Origin of the sequence: Paraburkholderia oxyphila NBRC 105797, assembly GCF_000685075.1 — a bacterium.
GTDB classification, from domain to species: domain Bacteria; phylum Pseudomonadota; class Gammaproteobacteria; order Burkholderiales; family Burkholderiaceae; genus Paraburkholderia; species Paraburkholderia oxyphila.
Genome location: NZ_BAYD01000020.1, coordinates 31,658 through 50,621, shown reverse-complemented (window position 1 = coordinate 50,621; position 18,964 = coordinate 31,658). Strand labels below are relative to the sequence as shown.

Sequence of the window (18,964 nt, the reverse complement as noted above, 5' to 3'; positions counted from 1 at the left end):
TTTCGTAAAATCCCAACCAACAGCAAGGTTGCCCGAGAGAATTACCCTCCGTGCTGCCACTGATACTTACCCACGAGTCGTAATATCTTGACGATATGCCGCCGAAAGGCGGCCATCGGGCACAAAACATGCTCAATAGATTCACGAACTGCGTTGACCACGCAACGCAAGATCACTCAAGACATTGCAAAGATGCGACATATTTCCTGCTGCGAGTTCTGTTGTGAAAATAGACCTCTTGAAAAAAGGAAAATTCTTTTCAAGCATGACGTCCCAAAATTCCACGGTTGGATTCGTAATCCCACCATTCTTTACAATTTCTTTTCGCCACTCCGACGCTGAATCTGGATCCGCCGCCTCAAGGATATCTTTATATTCCCAGATGGCTTTCATCTTCACTCCATGACGAACCATCCAGCGCGAAAACCCAAATTCCTGACTGTTAATCACGCACCATTTGTCGAAATGTGGCCGATAAGCATCCCAGAACCCACTCCACACATCGGAATTCACCAGATTAATGCCACAGTGGAGGTAGAAAGACTGAAGGTGCCAATCGTGCAGCAGGCAATCGACGGCCCCAACAATGTCGTACTGCCCAGAACGCGCTGCTTCAAATAGTGGATCGAGACTGTTCAACGTACCAACAACACTGTCGTTAGCAAGAATAACGGCATTTTCCGTGAATTCTTTCCCGAGCAGTCGCACTCCAGCATAGTACAGTCCGAAATCGCGCGCATGATTAACGCTGTTCACGACGCGCCACACTCGTCCGCGCAAGCTCTCCTGAGCGGCTGGACGCAGCCTCGAACTATTGGTCAAAAAAACAACGCTGACATTTCGTTGTTTGAATTCGTCGAGATAATCGAGCACGTATTGCTGGACGGCATCATCCTTATCATAATGAACGAACAGACAAATATCCTGCCCAGGGACTGGCCGCTTACCTAACTCCTCGTCGCCGACAACAACCTGTCCTTCAACATGACGAGCCATCTCTCTCCGAGAAAATACGGCCTCCTTTCCAAGCGTCCGAAAAAGAGCGGCCTTCCAATCTTTTGGGTTATCGAGGCTCCAACTTATGGTCTCATGCCACTGCTTCGTTGAAAAAAGCGCATTAGGGTTACGAGGAGCGTCTTGCGATTGCCGACAAAAATGCTCAAGGCACGTCATCCCGCTGGGAATTTCGTCCCCATAGGTCCGTCGATAGAACTTCGTGTCGAAAAGGATATTCGGCCCGACGGATTCTTGAGCTGCCATGCATTCCGCAACACTCATATCCGGCTGACCGCATTGCATCCGAATCCACTCCAGATCAACCATAGGATGCGGGCTCTGAATATCCAACATTGTCAATTCCTCAATTCAACTCAACTCACGCAATCTTCAACAAGAAGATCTGCGCCCAGAAAAGGCGGGGCTCAAGGCACACATCGAGCCCTGATAAGCAGGATGTTTGACTACTTCGTGCAGATCATCCAGCTGACATAGCGCCCCAGCCCAACTCTGTGACATTATATGCTGCGTTCTGTTACAGCCAACCATCGCAATCTCGTGGTTACGCTACACATCGCAATGACCGGGCGGCGCTGAACCGCGCCAAAGTGGCCGTAGCAAAAGCGATGCGCTCCCATCGTCACTTCATTTACGAATAGGCACAGCAGTCTTCGGGGGTTGTCACTTTGCCACAAGTACGCATCCATCCGGGTGACCTCTCTCCATGACTGCGATGGCATTCGAGGCCCGACGCCATCGCGATTTGGCGAACGCGCAATGGACTATGCATATTGAATGGACTACATCCACCACTCCCACCCTGAATTTCAGCGTCGCACCTCTCAGACGCGCTAGTGGGGATACGGGCAAATGTTGCAGGAAAGCTGATCGATCCCGATACTCCCTACCGTGCATCGGTGAAGAACTATCACCAAAGGTGCCGAGTCGACCCTGAGAATCTTGATAAAACCATCAGGGCCCAAAAACTCGAGATTCACAATGTGAAAATGGCGCTCGTCAAAATAAGCGCCACTCTCAGAATAAAGCGTTGATATTATCGCTCGCAGCGATTTGAAGCACAGCATCGTGCGAGTTTAGCCGCCGAAGTGGCACTCCTGAAGATGAAGCGTGACATCCTAAAAGAGGCTTGCGCATACTTCGCGAAGGAGTCGACGTGAAGTACGCCTTCATCGAACTGCGCTTTTCACCGACTACTTACGGGAGACCAGTGGAACCGCCCCCCCGAGCTTCCGGGATGCGCTCAGCCACCCGTGCGTTCCGCGTATGGCCTGCACAACGAGCACCGCATGGCCCTCTCCAGACTCATCTTCTTTACCGGACATTTACTACAGGGAGGCCGCACGCTATCAGTACGCACTCAACGCATGGACACCGATTATGTCTCTTGCTTTGCGGGATCCAAGATCCACGGTATGCGCGCCCGAGGCGGGAAGTTCGGGCGAAAATCGCCGCCGCTCACGGTCAGATTCGGATTGTAAAACGGATCGTTCCTTATGACGTCGGCCCAGATCCGGCGAAAGTTGTCACACTCCTCGATGAACTGCCGACGGCGATTCTCGTTGGTCGGCAGTCCGAGGCTCGCCGATTCGTGATGGTAAAGGATCGCCTTCGGCGTCCATACGTTCGCATAGCGCGCCTTTCCGAGCCGAAGCCCCAAGTCGACATCGTTGAATGCAACCGCAAAGTTTACTTCATCGAAACCCGACACTTCGAGAAACACTTCTCGCCGCATGACCATGCACGCCGCAGTGACAGCCGAGTAGCGCTGAGTACAGGCAGCCCGGCCAAAATACCCGAAGGTGTCACCGCGCTCACCGACATGCGGATGACCGGCGAGGCCACCGATGCCGACGACCACGCCCGCATGCTGAATCGTCCCGTTCGGATAAAGCAGCTTCGCGCCGACAGAACCCACTTCCGGCCGCAACGCATGCCCGACCATTTCACCCAGCCAATCCGGCTCGATGACCTCGATGTCGTTGTTCACGAATGCGAGCAACGGCGCATCGGTTTGCGTCACTGCCCAGTTGTTCAGTGCCGCGAAGCTATATGGCTTGTCATAGTCGATCACGCGTACGTTCGGCTCACGCGCGACGCGTTCGAAATACGCCATCGTGTCCGGCTCAACACTATTGTTGTTGACGATCACGATTTCGTAATTCTTGTACCGCGTCTTCTCGAGAATGGAACTCACCGCGACGCGCAGCAGATCGACCTTGTCCTTCGTTGGGATGATGATCGCCACCTGCGGCTCCGGCTGAACGACAGGCCACGACACCCGGTAGTAGCCCAGATGCTGTTGCCGCTCGACGACCGCGTTGCGGCCCGTACGCGCGAGGTGCTCGCGAATTGCACGCTCGGCCGCCTCGTATGGATAGAGCTTCTCCGTCGTCGCCAATGCGACCGAACCACTGATCGCGCGCCAGTGGTACAGAATGAATGGAATATGCCGGATGCGTTCTGGTGTAGTCCGCTCGCTGAAACGCAAGGTGACGTCGTAATCCTGGCTACCGTTGAATGCGCTGCGAAAACCGCCGATGTCCCTCAGTATCGAGGTGCGATACACGGCGAGATGCACCACGGCATTCTGCGAGAGCATCAAGTCGTAGTTCCAGTCCGACTTGAACCACGGTTCGTAACGATTGCCTTCCTCGTCGATCTTGTCTTCATCGGAGAAGAGGAAATCGAGTTCCGGCTGGGCGTTCAGCTCTGCCGCCACCATGTACAGCGCGTGCGGCGCGAGTTCATCGTCGTGATCGAGCAGCGCCGAGAAGTCGCCTGTCGCCAGTTCGAGCGCCGAATTGGTGGCCTCTGCAATGTGGCCGTTTCTATCGCGCCGGACGTAGCGGATGCGCGAATCTTGCCGCGCATACTGCTCACAAACTTGACGCACGTGCGGCTGCGGCGAAGCGTCGTCGGCGAGACAGAGTTCCCAATTGTCGTAAAGTTGCTCGCGCACTGATTCGATGCAGTGGCGCAGAAAGGCTTCCGGCGTGTTGTACAGCGGCACCAGCACGGAAATCAGTGGACGCTGCGAAAATCCGGCGATGTGCGTGGCGATCTTCGCGTTGTCCTCCGCGCTCAGCGTATCGAATCGTGCGACCCAGTCCTTGTATTCGCTCGCCGGCGTGGCCCGCTGGCCAAGCTCGCCGCCGCGATCGCGAAGCGCATAACGCAAAGCGCCCGTCAGACCATGATGCTTGACGAGGCGAGCCGCCTGGACGGCATAAGGCCAAAACAGGTCAGGATTCCTGCGCAGCGTTCCGAGCAACGGCCTGCTGCGCCGCCAGGCAAGCGCCAGGCGCGAAACCGGCTGGAACGAAAGGTTCTTGATCTTGAAGCGTCCAGTGCCACTCATCGGGTCCAGCCGGATCGCGCGCGTATTGGCCGGCACCGCGAGCAACACCCCTTCGGTGTCGGCCGGGCCAGGCGGCAGCGCGTGGATGAGTTCCTGCGAGAAGCCACCGCCCACGTCAAAATAGAACGTAGGCGCGAAACTTCCGCTTTCGACCTCGACTTCGAGGCGAACCCGGTTCCAACCCGTCGGAACGCTCGACGCGCCGAATTCAAGCAGAAAGAATGGGTCCGATCCCGTGGAGACCCACCACTCGTCTTCGCGAGCCAAGTCGTTAGCCGGTTTAAGAGTCGGCTCGATCATGAAAATCCGTCCCGAAGTAAAGGGTTGTTAATCAGCCGTGCGGGGAATCTGGGCAACCAGTTCGCGTACCGTTCGAACGAATTTCAGCGGCGAACAGTCGGTGGCGACCCTCGCAAGCGCGTTGGCTCGCACGAGCTCCCACAACCCCGTGTCGGTGTAGAGGCGTACGCAGGCATGCGCGAACGCATCGGCTTCATCCTCCGCGAGCAAATGCACTTCAGACTCCCAACCGAGTTGCTCGGCGATCAGCCGGGTGGTGACCATCGGTACGCCGTGAGCCGCCGCACTGTGCGCCTTTGACGGAATGCCAGCCGCGATGCGGGTTGGCGCGATCACCACGCGGGCACCATCGTAATACGGCTCCAGGTCGTCCACGCGACCCACAATGTGGACCGTCTGGCTCTTGAGCGCAAGAACCGACGGCGCACGATTGTGCCCGACGATGTGAAGCCTGATATCCGGACCGAGTTGTTCGACCACACGCGGCCAGACCTCTCCCACGAACCAGCGCAGCGAATCGGCGTTGGGGGATTTGTCCTCGTGGATCGCGCCGACGAACAGGAAATCGGCACGCTCCGCGAACGGCCTTGGTGTAGGCACGGCTTCGGCCGAGTGTCCCAGCACAAAAACCGAGCGAACGCCGTGCGCCTCGAATTGGCGCTTTTCCGCCTCGGAGACGGAAATGATGGCCTTCGCAGATTTGGTCAGTTCGATTTCGTCGGCGACCAGCTTGCGTGCCTCCGCTTCGGGCACCGCTTCACCTAGCAATTTCCGTTCGAGCAGTGTGCGAGACGCAAAGAGCGATTCCGCATCGTAGACAACTGCGGCGTCGCCCAGCCATTTCGTGTTCGATCCACGGGTCGCCGCAAGGAAGGCTTCCATATTGTGGGGACGACAAACGACAATTGCGTCGTAGTAACCCGCTCGCTCCTTGAGAAACTGCGCGAGGTTCGTCGACGAACAGCCTCGCATCACCTCGATCGAAGCAGGAATGTTGCGCCGGATCTCGGGCCACGTTTGCTCGTGATGGAACATCGGGAACAGCGTGATCTGCAGACCTTCACGCTCCAGCGAGCAGAGGAGTTCATGCGAACGGGGATATCCGGAACCCAGATTCTCGGCAGGCACGCGGTCTTCGATATACAGCACGCGGCGCTTGTCACTGCGCGCTGCGCGCGCCCACGTCATTTTGTCGAGAGCGACTTCGCGCTGATTCGAGAGCCAATCAGCATGGCGCTCGCAGAAGATCGAGTGATTGCGCTGCTGCAACTTGAGCGCGTGCTCCGAACTCGACGAACTGCCGAACTCGTAATGCAGGATGACGACATCCGGGTCGTATACGATTCGATGCCCCCCTTCCCACAGGCGCAGACAGTAGTCGGTCTCCTCGTAGTACGCGGGCGCGTAACGCTCGTCGAACCTATTCAGTTCTTCGAACAATGCGCGCGGTGTCAGCAGGAAGGCGCCGGAACAGTAGTCGACGTCCCGGCGGAACATGAATTCGGGGGCGTCCGGCGCGGCGCCCCGGCCGTAACCCGTACACGCGCCATTGCGCCAGACGACTGAACCGGCCTCCTGAAGCGTTCCATCCGGCAGGATGATGCGACCGCCCACCGCGCCAATGTCGCTGTTCGCCTCGCAAAGCGTTACCGCGGCTTCGAGTGAGCCGGGCAACAACAGTGCGTCGTTGTTCAGGAAAAGCAGGTATTTGCCGCTCGCTTCCTGCGCGGCGCGGTTCGCGCCCTTCAGAAAGTGCAGATTCTCCCGGCTACGGATGATCTTGGCGCCTTCGATCCGGTCGAGCAGCTGCGGGGTCGCGTCGGTCGAACCGTTGTCGAGAATGATCACTTCGGCACGAATCTCGCCGTCGTGCAGGACTTCAGCGATGGAAGCTAGACACGCATAGCTCAATTCGGCGCTGTTGTAGAGCACGATCAGGATGCTGACGTCGGGAGACGTTTCGCGCTTGAAACGCAGCATGCCGCTGGCCGTCAGAAAAGCGTCGAGACGCACTTTGAACCCGGAGCGCATCGCCGCCTTGGCTTCCGATGCAAGCGGATCTGGCGCAACTACGCCAGACGACTTCGCGGCGCTCTGCGTCACGGGAGCCGCGTGTGCCCCCGGTTTCGCCGATGGCACGCCTCGCAACCGGGAAACGACCGCGCGCATCGGCGCGGTAACGCGCCACGACATTGAACTCCGAAAGGCCTGGGCTATTTGATCGCGCTCGCGCAACCCGCTTTCGAGCAGGCTGTGCATTTGCACCTCGTGCTCATTGCGTTCCGCCGCAAGTTGCGCTTCGTACGCCTTGCGCTGAGAAGCCATTTTTGCCTCGAGGTCCTTCGCGGTGGATGCCAGCTTTTCGTACTCGGCAACTGTTGATGCTTGCGCCACTTGTTCGTCGCGCACTCGTGCCAGTTCCTCCGTCAGCGCCTCGATGCGCTGATTGAAAGCCTCAACCTCCTGCCCGCCATGGGTGCGCTCGGCGAGCGCCGCCTGCGCGGATTGCAGCTCGTGTGCGAGGCGCGCGATCTCGCCGGTCAGGTTCGTCGCATGCCTGTCGAGGTCAATCGCCTGAACCTGCCGCCTGAATGCCTCGCCGCGCGCCGCGAACAATGTGCGGATCTTCGCCGCAGTCTCCGGGTGCGCGCCGAGCTCCAGGAGCCGGGCTACGTGCGGCGCGGCGTCCTTGCCGACGCAAAGCACGCCGAGACCCTCGGAGTTGTCGAATTCGAAAGCCGGATATCGCGACGACAGTTCCTGCCAAAGCTTCCATACTCCAAAGCCTCGCTCCCGAACGTTGATGTCGTGAAAAAGCACGACTGCTTTATCGGAAAGCGCATCGACCCACGTGTCGAAATCATGCTTGACTGCTTCGTAGGTATGCAGCCCATCGATATGCAGAAGGTCGATCTCGCCGTGTGGCTTGCTCGGGAAGTATGCACGCGCCTCATCGAACGTCATGCGCAGCAGCTTGGAAAAACCCGCGTAGTGAAGCTCGTTAAACTTCGAAATATCGCGAAAGACCTCTTCGCCGTACTCTCCGGCGTGCTCGTCGCCCTGCCACGTGTCAACGGCGAAACAGCGCGTCGACAAACCCAGTTGGGAAACCGCCTGGCAAAACGCGGAGTAGGAGTTCCCGCTATGCGTGCCGAGTTCGACCACGATACGCGGCCGGATGGCTTTTACGAGCCAAAAGGCGGTAGCGATATGTCCTGCCCACGCTCCGGGGGAAACAAGCCTGCGCGGAGCCCATAGCAGTTCATCCTCAATCCCCAATTCGGCGATGATCTCGGAAAGCGAGTGTTGATCAACTGAAGTTTTCACTGAATTCCTTTCTGGTCAGCCCCAGCTGCCGTAAATTTCTCAACTCCGGCAAGCGCTTTTGAGGCGTGGCCTGGCAAGTCCTATTCAACATCACGAAATGTATGACAGCGAATGAGCTTAGGAACCCATTCATGCTTTCGATCACTCCGGCCATTAGTCGCCGAACGCGATCACGGCACATTCACATCGCCGCTACATCGCGACCATAGTTGTCCTCAAAGCGAACAATGTCGTCCTCATTGAGGTACGAGCCCGATTGCACCTCGATCAATTCGAGGGGGATTTTTCCTGGATTCTGCAAACGGTGTTTCGCGCCGAGCGGAATGTAAGTCGACTGATTCTCAGTAAGCAGCTGTTCCTGCCCGTCGTTGAGCACAAGCGCAGTGCCACGCACAACGATCCAATGCTCGGCGCGATGATGGTGCATCTGCAGGCTAAGCGAAGAGCCTGGATTGACAATGATGCGCTTGACCTGAAACCGCTCGCCCTGATCGATGCTTTCGTACATGCCCCAAGGACGTACGACGCGCCGGTGCGTGACCGATTCATGGCGGCCCGATGCGTTGAGCCGCTCGACGATCTTCTTGACGCGCTCGGTCTCATCGCGGTGCGCAACGAGCACCGCATCCGCGGTTTCCACGACCACGAGATCCTGCACGCCGATCGCGGCCACCATCCGGTGCTCCGCGCGGATATAGCTGCGCTCGACGTCGTCCGTCATCACGTCGCCCACGACGGTGTTGCCTCGCTCGTCCTTGTCGCAGGTGTCGGCCAGAGAAGACCAGGAGCCGATGTCGCTCCACCCCAGTCCCGCTGCCGCGATCACCACTGCGCGATCGGTTTGCTCCATCACGGCGTAGTCGATGGAAATGCTCGGGCTAGCTTCAAAAGCTTCCGCGTTGAGCCGGATGAAGTCGTCATCGCGTCGCGCGGTAGTCACAGACATTTTGACGTGCTTAAGGACCTCAGGCTCGAATCGCCCCAACTCCTCCAGATACGTCGAAACTTTCATCATGAACATGCCGCTGTTCCAGTAGTAACCGCCCTCGTCCAGAAAACGGGTCGCGGTTTCGAAATCCGGCTTTTCAATGAAAGCGCCAACAGCGTACGCGTCGGCATGCGACGGCAGTACTTCTGCGCCACGAATGTAGCCGTAGCCGGTGTGCGGCATGGTCGGCTCGATGCCAAACGTCACGAGCCGACCGCTCTGCGCGATTTCCGCCGCTCGCTCGGTCAACCTCACGAAGACCACGTTATCGGCAATGATGTGGTCCGAGGGCAGCACGTGCATTAGCGCGTCCGGGTCCCTTTCGGCAAGCAGCAGCGCCGCGGCCGCAACGGCGGGCGCAGTGTTGCGGCCCGCCGGCTCCAGCACGATCGCAGAGGGCGTCACGCCAGCACTGTGCAATTGATCCGCGACAAGAAAGCGTTGATTCTGGTTCGTAATCACGATCGGCGCCCCAACATCGGGCGCGCTGGCGAGACGCAGCGCCGTCTGCTGCACGAGTGTACGATCGCCCGCCAGCTTCAAATACTGTTTAGGATAGCCTCCGCGCGACATCGGCCACAGGCGGGTACCGCTCCCTCCGCACAGGATAACGGGATAGACGTTCACTTTGACTCCGTAATCATGGTGTTCCTTCGGTCGCCTTTAGCCGCCGTGGGGCTCAACGCCCCCGACCGGAGCATTCCGGGCCAGGCTTTCCAACGGCGCGACGCGCGGCGGCCAGGCAAGACTGAAATCCTCATGCTGCAGTGTCAGATTCGGGCTGTATGCCGGATCGCTCTTCAGCCAACTAGACCACTGACGCCGCATGTAATCGCTTTCGGCCCTAAAACGTGCGCGCTTTTCCGGATTGTCTTCGTAGCCTCGCGTCGCCGATTCATGGTGGTAAAGCTCCGCGTACGGTGTAAGTACATTGCGATAGCCCGCTGCCTTCAGCTTCAGGCAGAAGTCCACGTCGTTGAACGCAACCGTCAAGTCCGTTTCGTTCAAGCCGCCCACGCCCTGGAAGACCTCGCGCCGCACCACCATACACGCGGCGGTTATGGCGGACCATGAGCCGATCAAACCCGTCCGGCCAAAATAGCCGCGATGAGGCGGCCGGCCATGCTTGTTGGCGTGGCCGGCCACGCCGCCGATACCGAGCACGATACCGGCGTGCTGTAAGGTATTGTCAGGATAAAGCAATTTCGCGCCAACGGCGCCTACGCCCGGTTGCATGGCAATCGACACCATTTCCGAGAGCCAATCAGGTGAGCGCACTTCGATATCGTTGTTGATCAATGCGACAAGGCTGCCCCGCGCTTGTTCAACCGCCCGGTTGTTCAACGCCGAATAATTGAACGGGCGGTCGTCGCGCAACACGCTCACACCGTCGCCGGCCGCCAGAGAGGCGAAGTATTCCAGGGCCTCGGCATCGTCCGACCCGTTATCGACGATGATGATTTCGTAATTGGGATAGGTGGTGCGCGTCCGGATACTCTCTACACACATGCGCATGAGTTCGAGCGCATTACGCGTAGGAATGATCAAACTGACGAGCGGTGCCGGTGAAGGCAACGCGTAACGTACGCGATACCCGTAGCCCACCCACTCAGCTGCGGCCGCCACATTGGTGCGCACAAAATGTGCCTGGAGCGCCCGTTCGCCGGCAGCGGCCGCATACGATTTGGCATCGGCTCCGGCCGCGGTGCTGCCCGCATGGACCCGCCAGTGATAAAGCACGCGCGGGATATGAGCGATCGGCGCATCTCCCGTCTGTTCGATGCAGCGTAAGACGAGATCATGATCTTGCGCCCCCTCAACACCCTCGCGAAAGCCGCCAATCGAATTCAGCAGCGATCTGCGGTAGATGCCGAGGTGACAAAACATGTTCTGCGAATAGAACAGGTCACGATTCCAGTCACACTTGAAATAGGGATCGTGACGTTGCCCCTGGTCGTCGATCTTGTCCTCATCGGAATAGATCAACTGAAGTGTCGGGTCACGCTCAATGGCATCGGCCACCCAAACCAGCGCGTGTTCTGCGAGACGATCGTCCTGATCGAGCAGCGCGACCCACTCGCCCCCGGCAAGCGCCAATGCGCTATTCGAAGCCGCGGAAATGTGTCCGTTGCGCTCGCGCAACGTGACCTTGATCCGGCGATCGTCGCGAGCGTAGGCTTCCAGAACCGGGCGCACCTGTGGGTCGGTCGATGCATCGTCAGCAATGCAAAGCTCCCAGTTCGGATAGATCTGGTCGCGCACCGACTCGATTGCTTCACGCAACCATTGCAGATTCGGATTGTAGGTCGGCATCAGCACCGAAATGAGCGGCGCGTCGCGCATTCGGGCGAAGCGCGCGCGCAGCGCCGCGCGCTTCGCATCGTCGAGTGTGTCGTACAGACGAATCCACTCGCCATAGTTGTTTCGTCTCGCGGCTTCCGTTCCACCACCGAAGCGGTCGGCAAGCCGCGAGCGAATGCCCTCGATCCCTTCGTTGCGCCGAATCTCCATCAAACGATGCAAGACCGCCAGCAGGCCGCCTCCCTGGCGAACGCGACGCGCGACGGAGCCTGCCATCTGCCGCGCGCCGAGCCAGCGCGCCTTCAGACCGGCTGCGCGCTCGTGCGGCGTCTCGCCCTCCAACGGCCTAGCCCCGGGGGCTTCCGCCCCTTGGGGCTCGCGATCTCGCGGATCGCTTTGACCTTCGCCGTTCTTCTGTTCGACTCTATCCATGATCCAGGGCATTCATGCTGACAGTCCTTGTTACCGTGTGCCGCGGGACGCGGGCACGCGGATTGTCAGGCCATCGCCAACTCGTAAGCCGAAACGACGTCCTCCACCGGACCGAAGGCACGAACATGCCCGCGCTCCATCCACAACGCCTTGTTGCAGACCTTGCGGATCTCGGCATTCGCATGCATGGCGAGAACGACGATTTCCGCACGGCTGTGCAGGTCAGCCAGTCGGTCCTTGGCCTTGTGCATGAACGAGGCGTCGCCCACACCCATCACTTCGTCGAGCAGCAGGATCTCCGCGTCGACAGCCGTGGAAACGGCAAACGCGAGACGCACGCGCATCCCGCTCGAGTAGGTGCGCAGCGGCAGATCGAGATAGTCGCCAAGCTCGCAAAAGTCGGCGATCGATTGCTGCTTCGCACGGATTTCCGCATCCGACATGCCTAGCAGCAGGCCACGCAGGCGGATGTTCTGCATGCCGGTGGAGTTCTCGTCCATGCCGAGACTGATGTCGAGCAACGGCACGATCTTGCCTTCGCTGCGCACCTCACCAGACGTGGGCGCGTAGATGCCGGCCATCGTGCGCAGCAGCGTGGACTTGCCCGCGCCGTTGTGGCCGATCAGGCCAATACGGTCGCCGGTATCGAAGCGCAGATCCACGTTGTTGAGCGCGCGTACGACGATCACACCGTCGTTGCCCTCGGCGATGGTATTGCGCCGGCCCATGCGCATAACCTGTTTTTTCAGCGAGCGGCCCTGTACGTCGTAGATCGGCAGATCGAGCGTTGCGCCTTTGAGTTCGATAAACGCCATGATTTCTCCTCAAACCCAGTACGAAATGCGCTTCAGGAAACGGCCAGTCAGCAGCAGCGCGAAAATCCAGCCAACGATAGCCATGCCGATGGTCACGCCCCACGTCAGCGCACTCGGCACCTGACCGATCAACGGCTCGCGCACCACGCCGAGCAGATAAGCGAGCGGGTTGTAATCGACGATGAACGAAAAACGCTTGAGCGAATCCGGCCGGTAAATAATGGGCGTGATGTAGAACGCGACCTGCATCAGCGCCTGGATGATCTGCGGCAAATCGCGGAAGCGCGCCGAAAGCAGCCCGGCGACCATTACAACCCAGAGCGCATTGGCAAAATAGAGCAGCAGTGCCGGTATGAAAAGCGGCAGCGTGGCCCAGCTTTTAACGCCATAAATGCAGAACAGCACAATCACGATGACAAAGTTGTGCGCGAGGACCACCAGATTGCGCCAGGCCACCTGCAAAACGTAGATGAGCTTGGGCGTGGAAGCCTGGCGGATGTACTGGCCGCTATTGATATAAGCGACGGCACCGTCAACCACGGTCTGCGAGAACGCCGTCCACATGACCAGGCTGATCGCGAGAAACGGCAAGTATTCGGCCATTTTCATGCCGAACAAGGTGCCGTAAACGACGCCAATCGACGCAATCATCACGCCCATACTGATCGTCAGCCAGAACGGGCCGACGCGCGAGCGCGCATAGCGCTGCCGCACTTCGAGCCATCCGAGCAGCGTCCAGAGGCGCCACGACGCAATACTATTTTTTAGATCGAGCAATGCGAGGGATAACATGCTGTCGGTCTGATATCTCAGAAAAATAGGTTAGAAGCGACATTGTCACGCACGGGCTACTAGCCGCGCGACAACGCCCCCAGACGGCCCTTCAAGCCATGCCAGATGCCGAGCAGCGCCATCTTCAGATGTTCGCTGCGTGGTGACATGAACAGGCCATAAATCACGAGCCGCCCCGGCAACTTCACGAGCTCGGTTGACTTCCAGCTCCAGGGCATGTAGCCGCGTTTCATCAGTGCAATGGCGTTTCGAAACTGATAATAGTGACGCAGCGCGCCATGACCCGGATAAGCTCGGCCGAACACCCGTACGGGCTCGCCGCCCAGCGAATGCGCCAGCCTCAGCGCAGGCGCACCGAGCACCGAAAACCCTCGCCCTCTCGCCCGCACGCACCATTCGAGATCGACGAAGTCGATGAAAAGCGCATCGTCCATCGGACCAATCACCGGCCATGCGGCAAGATTGATGCACGACCCAGACGTGATCAGGAAATCGACCTCGAGCGGACGAGTCCCGACAGGGGCGACCCTCTGGAGCCGCCACATTCCGAATCGCACGAACGGGGCGATCCCGCCCAACCTGGCGTCTTCGTAGGCCGGGCCGACGAGCGCCACCTTCGTGCCACGCGCAAGCTCGCTCTCCATGGCACGCGGCAGCGCCCGCAACAACTCGTCCGAAGGCTCACTGTCCTGATCGAACAGGATCGCGCTCGTGCAACCGCGCGCGATCAACACCTCGACGCCCTGGTTAATCGCCGTGGCAATACCCAGATTGGCCCCGTTGGCCAGAAAATGAATGCGAGGGTCGAGCCCGAGCGCGGCGGCGTCACACACTTTTTCGGTGTTGTCGACCACCACACAAGGGCCGAAATTGACTAACCGGTTCGCCCGCGCGACGCAGCCCGCGTCGGGACGGTAGAACACGACGACCGTTCCGGTCGCGGCATCGCCCACCACACTTGCATCCATCAATCTTCGAGGCAAAGGCGCAGCGCCTCGTCCCACATCGGCAGTCGCAGTCCGAAGGCTTGTGCGAGCTTGTCGCCCGCGAGCCGCGAATTTGCCGGCCGCTTTGCTGGCACCGGATACTCCGACGCCGGAATCGGCAGCACGTTCGGCGCCTTGTCGCCCATCGCGATGCCGAGGATGGCCTGCGTGAAGCCGTGCCACGACGTCGCGCCGCCGGCCGTCAGGTTGTAGACGCCCGAGCACTCATGCCACCACTGCGCATTGCCGCCGCGCTGGGCAGCTAGGCCCTGCGCGACGATGTGCGCAGTCGTCGTCGCGATTGTGCGCGACCACGTCGGTGCGCCGACCTGGTCAGCCACCACGCGCAACTCGGGACGCTCAGCGCCAAGCTTGAGCATCGTCAGCAGGAAGTTCTTGCCGCGGCGGCCATAGACCCAGCTTGTGCGCAGCACGAGGTACGCACAGCCGCTCGCCGCAATTCCCTGCTCGCCTTCTAGCTTGGTGCGGCCATAAACATTCTGCGGGTTGGTAGCGTCGTCTTCCGCGTACGGCGCGTCTTTCGTGCCGTCGAACACATAGTCGGTCGAATAGTGGATCAGCGTTGCACCGCACTTCGCAGCCTCTTCGGCGAGCACGCGTGGCGTTTCGGCATTGAGCCGTCGCGCCATGACCTCATCCGACTCGGCCTTGTCCACGGCGGTATACGCCGCAGGATTCACGATGATCGACGGCTTCGTTGCGCGCACAACTTCACGCACGCGATCGAGATCCGTGAGATCGAGCGCCGCGCGATCCAGACCGATCACTCGCCCGAGCCCCTGCAAACTGCGCAGCAACTCAAACCCGACCTGACCGTTCACACCCGTGACGAGAATCGCCGGCTGCTTGTCCATCGAGTCCTCACGCATAGACTTCTGCTTCCGCCAGCCGTTTGCCCGCTGCATCCTTCGCCGCCAGCAACGGCTCGAAGTCGATCGGCCATTCGATACCGATTGCGGGATCGTTCCACACGATGCTGCGCTCGTGCTCGGGGAACCAGTAATCGGTCGTCTTGTACAGGAACTGCGCCGATTCCGAAATCACGACGAAGCCGTGCGCGAAACCCGGCGGCACCCACAGCTGCCGATGATTCTCTGCCGAGAGGTGCACACCGACCCACTTGCCGAAATTCGGCGAGCTACGGCGGATATCGACGGCAACGTCGAACACTTCACCTTCCACCACGCGCACGAGCTTGCCCTGAGCATGCTGGACTTGATAGTGCAGCCCGCGCAGGACGCCCTTTGCCGAGCGCGAGTGATTGTCCTGCACGAACTCGACGCCGGCCTCAACCAGTTCCTCGAATTCGCGTCCGTTGAAGCTCTCATAGAAGAAGCCGCGCGCGTCGCCGAACACCTTCGGCTCGATGATCTTGACTTCGGGGAGCGCCGTAGCAGTTACCGTGATGGCCATGCAACTTGATCCGTGAGAATGTTCAACAAATATTTACCGTACTCGTTCTTCGAGAGCGGCTTGGCGAGCTTCTGCACCTGCTCTGCATCAATCCACCGCCGGCGGTAGGCAATTTCCTCCGGGCACGCAACCACGAGACCCTGGCGCTTTTGCAGCGTCGCAATAAACGTTGCCGCCTCGATCAGGGAGTCATGCGTGCCGGTATCGAGCCACGCGTAGCCACGCCCCATGATCTCGACGTTCAGCGCGCCGTCGCTCAGATAGCGCGAATTCACGTCGGTAATCTCGAGTTCGCCGCGCGGCGACGGCTTGATATCCGCCGCGATATCGCACACGCGGTTGTCGTAGAAATACAGGCCCGTGACGGCATAGTTCGACCGCGGCTGCGCAGGCTTTTCTTCGATCGACAGGGCACGAAAGCCCTTGTCGAACTCGACCACGCCATAACGCTCAGGGTCATGCACGTGATAGGCAAACACGGTCGCCCCCGTGTCCTGCGCGTCCGCACGCTCGAGCTGTTTCGCCAGATCGTGGCCGTAGAAGATGTTGTCGCCAAGAATGAGCGCCGACGGATCGTTGCCTACAAATTCCTTGCCGATGATGAAGGCCTGCGCGAGCCCGTCCGGCGACGGCTGCACCGCGTACTGGATGTTCATACCCCACTGGCTGCCGTCGCTGAGCATCGCCTCGAAGCGCGGCGTGTCCTGCGGCGTCGAAATCACCAGCACGTCGCGGATGCCCGCGACCATCAGCGTCGAGAGCGGGTAATAGATCATCGGCTTGTCGTACACCGGCAGCAGCTGCTTCGAGACCGCATGGGTGATCGGATAGAGCCGCGTGCCGGAACCGCCGGCGAGAATGATGCCTTTGCGCGCCATGTCGGGAGCCCTTACGCGCGCTGCGCGTAGTTCGTTTCGACCCACTTGCGATAGTCGCCCGAGGCAACTTCGTCGGCCCATGCCTGGTTGTCCAGGTACCAGCGCACCGTCTTGGCCAGACCGGTTTCGAAGGTCTCGGCCGGCTTCCAGCCCAGTTCGCGCTCGAGCTTGCGCGCGTCGATCGCATAACGGCGATCATGGCCGGGACGATCCGTTACATAGGTGATCTGGTCGCGATACGAGCCCGCGGCTTTCGGTCGCAGCTCGTCGAGCAGGTCGCACAGCGTGTGCACGACCTCGAGATTCTTCTTCTCGTTCCAGCCGCCGACGTTATAGGTCTCGCCGGACTGGCCGCGCGCGAGCACTTCGCGGATCGCGCTGCAGTGGTCACCCACGTAGAGCCAGTCGCGCACGTTCTGACCGTCGCCGTACACAGGCAGCGGCTTGCCGGCGAGCGCATTGGCAATCATCAGCGGAATGAGCTTCTCGGGGAACTGGTACGGACCGTAGTTGTTCGAGCAGTTCGTGGTGAGCGTCGGCAGCCCATACGTATGGTGATACGCGCGCACGAGGTGATCCGAGCCGGCCTTGGTGGCCGAGTACGGGCTGTTCGGTGCGTACGGCGTGGTTTCAGAGAATTGCGGGTCGGTCGCCGAAAGCGAGCCGAACACTTCGTCCGTGGAAACGTGCAGGAAGCGGAATGCGGCCTTGTCGACTTCGGGCAGAGCGCTCCAGTACTGGCGCGTGGCTTCGAGCAGCGTAAAGGTGCCGACCACATTGGTCTGAACAAAGTCTGCCGGGCCGTGAATCGAGCGGTCGACGTGGCTTTCCGCCGCGAAATGCAGGACCGCGCGCGGCTTGTGTTCGGCAAACAGCGCGTCGAGCGCAGCACGATCGCAGATGTCCACACGGGCGAACACATGCTTCGGATTGCCCTGCAGCGATTGCAACGTTCCAAGATTGCCCGCGTAGGTCAGCTTGTCTACGTTCAGAACGGCTTCGTCGGATTGACGGAACCAGTCAAGCACAAAGTTGGCGCCGATAAAGCCGGCACCGCCCGTTACCAGGATCATGGAATTCCCTTTTTGGCGCGAGATTGGAGGCTGGTCTGGCATGCCCCCCTTAGACAGACGCTCGAAAGAATGCTGTAAAACTGGACTTTAGGCGAGATAACGCCTGTTTTTATCCGCACAGCATACTTTGACTCTGATTTTGTAACGGCAATTATACGGGCAGCCTGAGCGAAAGCCATACCCCTAACATCTTGAAACAGCTTGACAATTTCTGTCCTTTTCGTTCCAGCACACAAATATGCGACTGCACGGTCGCAGCAATTTGCGCGCGAACAAACAAGACAATTCAGTGCCTCTCATACCGCAATCGTCTTCCTGTGATACCGTCATCCTCCTGCCCTGACAACCTGTCACGCTGATCCACAACTGATTCGCACCTGTTTTCGTTTCGATGACCCAGCACGCGTCGCTCCCGCCGCCCCTCGCTTTCGGCGATCTTCAAGGCTGTCTGACCCCATTTCGTCAGCTGCTGGCCAAAGCCGGCCCCTCCTCCGACACGCCGCTGTGGTTCGCGGGCGACCTCATCAATCGTGGCCCCGATTCGCTCGAGACGCTGCGCGAGGTGATTGGACTCGGCGATCGCGCGGTCGCCGTGCTCGGCAATCACGACCTGCATCTGCTGTCCGTGTCCGCCGGCATCCGCAAGTCGAAGAAAGGCGACACCATCGACGACATCCTCAGCGCCCCCGACGCGAAGGATCTCTTGCACTGGGTGCGCCATCGTCCGATCGCGCACTACGACCAGGGCATGCTGATGGTCCACGCCGGCGTGCTGCCGCAGTGGGACGTCGATCTCACGCTAGAGCTAGCCAACGATCTGGAAAAGGCGCTGCGCGGAAATAACTGGAAGGAAGCGCTCGCTGGCCTCTACGGCAACGAGCCAAACCGCTGGTCGAAGAATCTGAAAGGGATCGAGCGGTTGCGCATCACCTGCAGCGCCCTCACGCGCATGCGCTTTTGCAATGCCGACGGCGCCATGGACTTCTCCACAAGCGGCGGGCTCGATTCCGCGCCGCCGGACTTCATGCCGTGGTTCGACGTGCCGGGACGCAAGACCGATGACGTCACGGTGGTCTTCGGCCATTGGGCGGCGCTAGGCCTGACGTTGCGTGAAAACCTGATCGGCCTCGACTCGGGCTGCGTGTGGGGCGCGCGTCTTTCGGCGGTCAGCCTGCAAGCCGATCCGCGCGAGCGCGTGCTCACCCAGGTGCCCTGCTCGACCTGCCGCGCGGTCTCGTGCTGAGCGAGCGCCGCGGCGTGTCA

The 18,964-nt window shown here is 59.7% G+C and carries 13 protein-coding genes; 1 reads left to right on the top strand and 12 read right to left on the bottom strand.

What is annotated here, in order from left to right:
• Window positions 1-141: 141 nt before the first annotated feature.
• From BO1_RS59145 to rfbB, 12 genes are all read right to left on the bottom strand, one after another.
• Complete coding sequence (locus BO1_RS59145; RefSeq protein ID WP_156992268.1) at window positions 142-1,350, bottom strand: rhamnan synthesis F family protein; 1,209 nt, start codon at window positions 1,348-1,350, stop codon at window positions 142-144.
• Window positions 1,351-2,392: 1,042 nt separating this feature from the next.
• Window positions 2,393-4,033 carry a glycosyltransferase family 2 protein gene (locus BO1_RS51270; RefSeq protein ID WP_245643806.1) on the bottom strand — a complete coding sequence of 547 codons (1,641 nt, stop codon included), beginning with the start codon at window positions 4,031-4,033 and terminating at the stop codon, window positions 2,393-2,395.
• 669 nt (window positions 4,034-4,702) lie between these two features.
• The gene (locus BO1_RS56380; RefSeq protein WP_218002806.1) at window positions 4,703-7,840 is read right to left on the bottom strand and encodes a class I SAM-dependent methyltransferase; all 3,138 of its coding nucleotides are present in this window, start codon (window positions 7,838-7,840) and stop codon (window positions 4,703-4,705) included.
• 343 nt (window positions 7,841-8,183) lie between these two features.
• Window positions 8,184-9,617 carry a mannose-1-phosphate guanylyltransferase/mannose-6-phosphate isomerase gene (locus tag BO1_RS15555; protein WP_028218337.1) on the bottom strand — a complete coding sequence of 478 codons (1,434 nt, stop codon included), beginning with the start codon at window positions 9,615-9,617 and terminating at the stop codon, window positions 8,184-8,186.
• Window positions 9,618-9,653: 36 nt separating this feature from the next.
• Window positions 9,654-11,567: a glycosyltransferase family 2 protein gene (locus BO1_RS51260; RefSeq protein ID WP_043285026.1), complete on the bottom strand. Its 1,914-nt coding sequence runs from the start codon at window positions 11,565-11,567 to the stop codon at window positions 9,654-9,656.
• A gap of 221 nt (window positions 11,568-11,788) precedes the next feature.
• The gene (locus tag BO1_RS15545; protein WP_028218336.1) at window positions 11,789-12,538 is read right to left on the bottom strand and encodes an ABC transporter ATP-binding protein; all 750 of its coding nucleotides are present in this window, start codon (window positions 12,536-12,538) and stop codon (window positions 11,789-11,791) included.
• A 9-nt stretch (window positions 12,539-12,547) separates the two neighbouring features.
• Window positions 12,548-13,330 (bottom strand): ABC transporter permease, encoded by a 783-nt coding sequence (locus BO1_RS15540; protein WP_028218335.1) that lies wholly within the window; start codon window positions 13,328-13,330, stop codon window positions 12,548-12,550.
• A gap of 59 nt (window positions 13,331-13,389) precedes the next feature.
• Window positions 13,390-14,298 carry a glycosyltransferase family 2 protein gene (locus BO1_RS15535; protein WP_028218334.1) on the bottom strand — a complete coding sequence of 303 codons (909 nt, stop codon included), beginning with the start codon at window positions 14,296-14,298 and terminating at the stop codon, window positions 13,390-13,392.
• Window positions 14,298-15,206 (bottom strand): dTDP-4-dehydrorhamnose reductase, encoded by a 909-nt coding sequence (rfbD, locus tag BO1_RS15530; RefSeq protein ID WP_028218333.1) that lies wholly within the window; start codon window positions 15,204-15,206, stop codon window positions 14,298-14,300. Before rfbD ends, BO1_RS15535 begins: the two co-directional genes overlap by 1 nt.
• Entirely contained in the window at window positions 15,199-15,750 is a 552-nt protein-coding gene (gene rfbC, locus BO1_RS15525) for a dTDP-4-dehydrorhamnose 3,5-epimerase (RefSeq protein ID WP_028218332.1), read from the bottom strand. The genes rfbD and rfbC overlap by 8 nt, the downstream gene beginning before the upstream one ends.
• Window positions 15,735-16,628, bottom strand: coding sequence for a glucose-1-phosphate thymidylyltransferase RfbA (gene rfbA / locus BO1_RS15520; RefSeq protein ID WP_028218331.1), 894 nt, complete (start codon window positions 16,626-16,628; stop codon window positions 15,735-15,737). Before rfbA ends, rfbC begins: the two co-directional genes overlap by 16 nt.
• Window positions 16,629-16,639: 11 nt before the next feature.
• Window positions 16,640-17,701 (bottom strand): dTDP-glucose 4,6-dehydratase, encoded by a 1,062-nt coding sequence (rfbB, locus tag BO1_RS15515; RefSeq protein ID WP_028218330.1) that lies wholly within the window; start codon window positions 17,699-17,701, stop codon window positions 16,640-16,642.
• Window positions 17,702-18,092: 391 nt separating this feature from the next.
• Between rfbB and BO1_RS15510 the strand changes: the two genes are divergently transcribed.
• Window positions 18,093-18,944, top strand: coding sequence for a symmetrical bis(5'-nucleosyl)-tetraphosphatase (locus BO1_RS15510; protein WP_028218329.1), 852 nt, complete (start codon window positions 18,093-18,095; stop codon window positions 18,942-18,944).
• Window positions 18,945-18,964: the final 20 nt, after the last annotated feature.